The 5,846-nt window shown below is 64.4% G+C and carries 8 protein-coding genes and 1 pseudogene; 4 read left to right on the forward strand and 5 right to left on the reverse strand.

Annotation, left to right across the window (positions count from 1 at the left end):
• Positions 1 to 143: 143 nt before the first annotated feature.
• On the reverse strand, positions 144 to 548 hold the full coding sequence (locus CA234_RS23705; RefSeq protein WP_126002911.1) for a helix-turn-helix domain-containing protein: 405 nt from the start codon (positions 546 to 548) through the stop codon (positions 144 to 146).
• A 66-nt stretch (positions 549 to 614) separates the two neighbouring features.
• Between CA234_RS23705 and CA234_RS23710 the strand changes: the two genes are divergently transcribed.
• Positions 615 to 1,283: a cation transporter gene (locus CA234_RS23710; RefSeq protein WP_126002912.1), complete on the forward strand. Its 669-nt coding sequence runs from the start codon at positions 615 to 617 to the stop codon at positions 1,281 to 1,283.
• On the opposite strand, the gene CA234_RS23715 is transcribed toward CA234_RS23710, so the two are convergent.
• Together CA234_RS23715 and CA234_RS23720 are read right to left on the reverse strand one after the other, a co-directional pair.
• A complete protein-coding gene (locus CA234_RS23715) occupies positions 1,246 to 3,264 on the reverse strand; it encodes a TonB-dependent receptor (protein WP_126002913.1) in 2,019 nt (672 codons plus the stop codon). The two genes, CA234_RS23710 and CA234_RS23715, sit on opposite strands and share 38 nt — an antisense overlap.
• A gap of 188 nt (positions 3,265 to 3,452) precedes the next feature.
• Positions 3,453 to 3,851, reverse strand: a complete 399-nt coding sequence (locus CA234_RS23720) for a (deoxy)nucleoside triphosphate pyrophosphohydrolase (protein WP_126002915.1) — start codon at positions 3,849 to 3,851, stop codon at positions 3,453 to 3,455.
• A 95-nt stretch (positions 3,852 to 3,946) separates the two neighbouring features.
• Between CA234_RS23720 and CA234_RS23725 the strand changes: the two genes are divergently transcribed.
• From CA234_RS23725 to CA234_RS23735, 3 genes are all read left to right on the forward strand, one after another.
• On the forward strand, positions 3,947 to 4,132 hold the full coding sequence (locus CA234_RS23725; RefSeq protein WP_125973533.1) for a Flp family type IVb pilin: 186 nt from the start codon (positions 3,947 to 3,949) through the stop codon (positions 4,130 to 4,132).
• A gap of 126 nt (positions 4,133 to 4,258) precedes the next feature.
• Positions 4,259 to 4,426, forward strand: a complete 168-nt coding sequence (locus tag CA234_RS23730) for a Flp family type IVb pilin (RefSeq protein WP_126002914.1) — start codon at positions 4,259 to 4,261, stop codon at positions 4,424 to 4,426.
• A 78-nt stretch (positions 4,427 to 4,504) separates the two neighbouring features.
• Positions 4,505 to 4,672: a Flp family type IVb pilin gene (locus CA234_RS23735; RefSeq protein ID WP_125973537.1), complete on the forward strand. Its 168-nt coding sequence runs from the start codon at positions 4,505 to 4,507 to the stop codon at positions 4,670 to 4,672.
• 62 nt (positions 4,673 to 4,734) lie between these two features.
• Here CA234_RS23735 and CA234_RS23740 read toward each other — a convergent pair whose 3' ends face one another.
• Together CA234_RS23740 and CA234_RS25110 are read right to left on the reverse strand one after the other, a co-directional pair.
• Positions 4,735 to 5,682, reverse strand: coding sequence for an acetyl-CoA carboxylase carboxyltransferase subunit alpha (locus tag CA234_RS23740; protein WP_125973539.1), 948 nt, complete (start codon positions 5,680 to 5,682; stop codon positions 4,735 to 4,737).
• A 64-nt stretch (positions 5,683 to 5,746) separates the two neighbouring features.
• Positions 5,747 to 5,846 (reverse strand): annotated as a pseudogene (locus CA234_RS25110) (recombinase XerD); the annotation flags it as partial.

Raw genomic sequence — 5,846 nt, forward strand, 5'->3', positions numbered from 1 at the left:
CGAAAGCTCGCCAAGCTTATCCCGATGCCGGCCATAGCCGGAGCGCAGTAAGCGCCGGGCTTGCTCGTCAGCGGCGCTCAGCCATTATGCCAAACGGCGCTCGAAGCCGCCTTTTTCAACACAATCCGCCCGAGAGCCGACGATCATGTAGATATTTCCGGCCCCAGAGCTTCGATAATGCGGCATTCAGCGACAGTTCCTCCGTCGCACGAGTCAATCACTGCCTTCAATTCCCTTCTCAGCGCTTGGAGGTCAGCAATCTTGCGATCCACCTCCACCAGATGCTGGTGGGCGATACGATCAATCCCAGCACAGTCGCAGTTCTTGTCGTCGGAAAGGCCGAGTAGCGCGCGCACCTGATCCAGCGAGAAGCCGAGGTCGCGAGAGCGCCGGATGAATGACAGGCGGCCAAGCTCCGCCTGCCCATAGTCCCGGTAGTTGCTCGACGTTCGCGCGGGCTTTGGCAGCAGGCCGATCCGCTCATAGTAGCGGATCGTCTCGATCTTCGTGTTTGTGGCCTTGCCCATTTCTCCAATCGTCAACGCCATGCTCTTGACCCTGTAGTTGCTACAGGCACTATATAGCCTGTCATCGACGTGAAAAGGTGATGGCACATGGCTGGCGGCTGCTGCGGCGGAACACCCGACAATGGCGGAAAGACAGACGATCGCGTCTGGCGCCGCGCGCTCTGGATCGCGCTGATCATCAACGCCGGGATGTTCGGTGTCGAAATCGTCGCCGGCGTCACGGCAGGATCAGCATCGCTCAAGGCTGACGCGCTCGATTTTCTGGGCGACGCGGCCAACTATGCCATCAGCCTAGGTGTTGCCGGGCTTGAGCTGCGCTGGCGCGCCCGCGCGGCCCTCGCCAAAGGCATATCGCTGCTGTTCCTAGGCGTTTGGGTCATCGGCAGCATGGCCTGGATGGCATCCAAGGGCACGCTGCCCACAGCCGAGACCATGGGAATCGTCGGCGTTCTCGCGCTCGTCGCCAACCTGATCTGCGCCGTGATGCTGTGGCGGCACCGGGAGGGCGATGCCAACCGCAAGTCGGTCTGGATCTGCTCGCGCAACGACGCAATCGGGAACATCGCAGTGGTCGCGGCTGCACTGGGCGTCTTCGGCACCGGCACCGCATGGCCCGATATCGCCGTTGCGTCGGTGCTGGCCGGTCTTGGCGTCTCGGGCGGCTGGCAGATCATTCGCCAGGCATGGCTGGAATTGAGAAGCCTCGACCACAGTCATGCTACTCCCCGCCAAACCGGAACCGCACACCCCCGTTGAGGACCAAGCCATCGGTCGGCGCCCATGCGTCGACCGTCCATGCCCCACTCGGCGCGCGGTTGCGCAGGAGCAACGGGTCGAATTTGGTCTGCCGGACATTGAGCAGGTTCTCGGCGTTCAGGAAAAGGCTGACCTTGCCGAGGACGAGCTCGCCCATGGCGCCGAGCTGGACATAGGGTCGGCTGCGAGTGCGATAGGGATTGTCGTCCAGTGACTGGTGCCCGGTGTAATAGGCTTCGATCCCGAAACGCCCGCGCCCATGCTTCTCCCACATCGCAACAAGCCCGGCGCTGTCGCGGGGTGTCAAGGGGACTATGCGGCGACCCGCAGCATCGGGGTCAGGCTCTCTCGCATCGACGTGAACATAGCTGCCGGTCAGTGTCACCGCGTTCCAGCGGTAGCGGAGCAATACCTCGGCGCCTCGCGTCTTCGTCAGGCCGGTGGCGTTGATGAGGGTAACGTGACTGGCATCGACCATCTGGAGTTGCACGGCATTGTCGATGTTGGACGCGAACAGGCTGACATTGGCTTCCAACGGACCGTGCGCATAGCCGAAATCAAGCGAGGCGCTGTCCGCCACCTCGGCCTTCAACCTGGCATAGGGCACGACGCGCGAAAGGCCGTTGGCCTCAACCTCTTCAACAAATGGCGTCGGCGCGTAGAATCCGCGTCCAAGCGACGCGCGGATCGTCCACGGTCTCGGCTTATAGAGAGCCGACAGGCGTGGACTGATGCGTGAACCATAATCGCTGTGGCCGTCCCATCGTGCGCTTCCCGCAAGGGTCAGACTGTCACCCAGCTTATGCTCCCCCTGAACGAAGAGCGAGGGGACGGTGTAGCTATAGTCGAAGGCAGAATAGACCTTTGAGCGATAATCATCCGTCTGGATGGCCGCGCCCGCCAGCCATGTGGTCGCGCCAGCCTCACCGCCGACCGATGCCTCGGCCAGACCGGTCCGATGCCGGTCATTCTCAATGACGTCGCCGAAGCGATGGCGATGGGACTGGGTCACGGCGGACGCGCGCAGGTGAAGTGCACCGATGCCTTCCAGCGGCGTCTCTGCCGCCAGGCCGAAGTCATATCGACGGCTACGCTGCGCCTGCACGAAAGGTTGCCCATCCGGCGCGGTGGCGCCCGGCATGGTGCCCCCGTCACGCTGTTCGGCCATCGCGCCGAACGTCAGCAGCGCCTTCGATCCGTCAGTGCCATCCCAGAAGAGCCGTGGCCGGACGGTGAAGCGCTTAAAGCCGGGCATATCCGCCCAACCATCATCGTTGAGTTCCTGGCGGCTCTGCCGATCATAGCCTGCCGTGATCGACGCGCTCAGCGTGTCGCTGATCGGCGAGGCGGCGTAGGCCGTGACATCCTGGCCGTTCCGACTTGTCGCATTCAGCAGTAACTCTCCCTGTGGTTCGCTCGCCGGTCGGCGCGACACCAGATTGATGACGCCGCCAAGGGCCGAAGGTCCATAGAGGGCCGATGCGGCGCCCTTGATGATTTCCACCTGACCCAGATCGGTAGGTGGGATCTGAAGCAGGCCGATGGAGGGCGTCTGTCCGCCGTAGAGCGGCAGGCCATCGGCGAGGATCTGTGTATATCGGCCCTTCAGGCCCTGAATACGCACATTGGCAGCACCCAAGGCGGGCGATGTGGTCTGGACCCTGACGCCGGGGGTTTCGCTGACCAGCATGGCGATGTTGCCCGGCCGCATGAGGAGCTTTTCCTCGATCTCCTCCCGGTTCACCACATCCACACGGATCGGCTCGTCCTGAACGCGGCGGCCTGTCCGCGTCGATTGCACGACGATCTCGGGCTCTTCTTCCCCGTCGGCGTCGGTATCTGCCTGCGCATAGGTCGTCGCGGGCCATGCAGCCCCCAAGAGAAGTGAGAGCAGGACGTAGTTTGCCGGTCGGTGCGTTCGAGAACCAGACTTCAATGCCAACCCCTGTTCGATCAGACTTACGATCTCGGGGCGCCTCATAGGGCCTGTAGCAACTACAGGGTCAAGGCAAAGATTACCACTCGGGTGATATGGCTAGCGAACGCAGATGGCCCCGTTACACTATGAGCGGCGGGTTCCATCAGAACCTGCCGCTCAGCGGCTCATTCGGGAATGGCAACAAAGTCCCATCAGCCGACATCGTCAACCCTCAACACGCGTTTCTGAAACTACCCACCCCCAAGCAACGGCGCCAGCACCTCCAGGAACGGCAGGTCCGCCGGCGGCATCGGCAGCCCCCGCAGCGCCGCCATGTCCGCCCAGGCCAGCGCGCTGGCGTGGCGGGCTTCGGGCACGCCCTCCCAGCGATCCAGCCGGTAGAGCAGCAGCACCAGGTGCCGGTCGGCGAGCGGCGCGCTGGCGAAGGTCAGCGGCACCAGTGCGGCGGGGTCGACGGTGACGCCCAGTTCCTCGTCCAGCTCGCGGGCGAGCGCGGCCTCGGGGGTTTCGCCGGGCTCGATCTTGCCGCCGGGAAATTCCCACAGGCCCGCTAGCGCCGTGCCCTCCGGCCGCTGCTGCACCAGCACGCGCCCGTCCGCGATCATTGCCGCTGCCACCACCAGCAGCATCGGCCGCGTCTCGCGCACCGCCCCTGTCCCGCTAATCACTTCGCAACCAAATCCTGACACTATTCCCGGCGTTTATTGACTGAGATTGGTTGTCGATGCGAGCCCTGATCCACGCCCTGCGTGCGCTTTCCCGTGCCGACCGCGGCGCCACCGCCGTCGAATATGGGCTGATCATCGCGATGATCGTGCTGGCGATGGTCGGCGCGCTCAGCCTGTTCGGCAATACCGCGACGTCGATGTGGAACAACGTTTCCCAGCAGGTGCAGGACGCCGGTCACTAAGCCGCGTAAACCATTCGGTAAGCTTGCGATTTAGTCGGTTCTTAACCCCTCTTCTCTAGGGTCTTCTGGTCGCGTCGGATCCCCGACGGGCCGGTGTTTGAAGTTTCTGGGACGATGGAGACGGCTATGCTTAAGATTCGCAAGTTCATCAAGAATTCCAAGGCCGCCACGGCCATCGAGTACGGCCTGATCGCCGCGCTGATCGCCGTTGCCGCGATCGCTGCGATGAAGGGTCTGGGCAGCAGCCTCAACAATACCTTCAGCAACGTCAGCTCGAACATGAAGGCTTCGTAAGCCCGGATTTCGAGACAAGGGGACGGAGGCGCTGCCGGGCATCTCCGTCCGCACGATTTTGAAGAAGGAGGGCTTCGGATGAAGACGCTTCGCAAGCTGGTGGCGAACCGCAAGGGCGCGACCGCGATCGAATATGGCCTGATCGCCGCGCTGATCGCCGTCGCGGCGATCGCCGCGATGCAGGGGCTGGGCTCCAGCCTCAACAACACCTTCACCAATGTCAGCACGAACATGAAGGCGTCGTAAGCCGACTTGTTCCTGCCGGTTGAAGAAAGGGGCTGCGCACCGCGTCGGCCCCTTTTCCGTTTTCAGAGGCGGCCCATCGCCAGGAACTTGGCGCGGCGGGCCTGGCGCAGCGACTCGGGCGACATCGTCGCGAGATCGGCCAGCGCCTTCTCGATCGCATCGCCCAGCGCCTGCACGGCCTGACCCGGTGCGCGATGCGCCCCGCCCAGCGGCTCGGGCACGATGCCGTCGATCACCTTGAGTTCCTTCAGGTGCTGCGCGGTGACCTTCATTGCCTCGGCGGCGTCGGCGGCCTTGTCGGCGGTGCGCCACAGGATCGAGGCGCAGCCCTCCGGCGAGATCACCGAATAGACCGCATGCTCCATCATCAGCACCTGGTTGCCCGCGGCCAGCGCCACCGCGCCGCCCGAGCCGCCCTCGCCGAGAATCGAGGCGACCAGCGGCACGCCGAGCGACAGGCAGGTCTCGGTCGAGCGCGCGATCGCCTCGGCCTGGCCGCGCTCCTCGGCCTGGACGCCCGGAAAGGCGCCCGAGGTGTCGACCAGCGTGATCACCGGGATGCCGAACCGATCGGCGAGCTTCATCAGGCGGATCGCCTTGCGATAGCCCTCGGGCTTGCCCATGCCGAAATTATGCTTGAGCCGGCTGGCGGTGTCGTCGCCCTTCTCATGGCCGATCACCATCACCCGGCGGCCGCGGAACCGGCCGAGCCCGCCGATGATCGCGGCGTCGTCGGCAAAGGCGCGGTCGCCGCCCAGCGGCATGAAGTCTTCGATCAGGCCCGCAACATAGTGCTTGAAATGCGGGCGCTCGGGATGGCGGGCGACCTGCGTCTTCTGCCACGGTGTCAGCCTGGCATAGGTGTCGAGCAGCAGCTTGTCCGACTTGGCCTGGAGCGGGGCGATCTCGGCGGCGATGTCCACGTCGCCGCCCTGGGCGGCGCTACGCAGCTCGTCGATCTTGCCCTGGAGCTCGGCGATCGGCTTCTCGAAGTCGAGGAATGTCGTCATGCGCGCCGCGCTACCGGGCGCCGCGCTTCGCGTCAACGCAGGTGCGGAATCACGGGCCGGTCCCCTACCGGTTTCGGTGGGGCACTTGTGCCAGCGCCTCGCCCAGCGGGTGCCGGGCATTGACCAGCTCGACCAGCCGGCGGCTGTCGACATGGGTGTAGATC

The organism is Sphingomonas sp. ABOLE (assembly GCF_003950455.1).
Classification (GTDB): Bacteria; Pseudomonadota; Alphaproteobacteria; order Sphingomonadales; family Sphingomonadaceae; genus Sphingomonas; species Sphingomonas trueperi.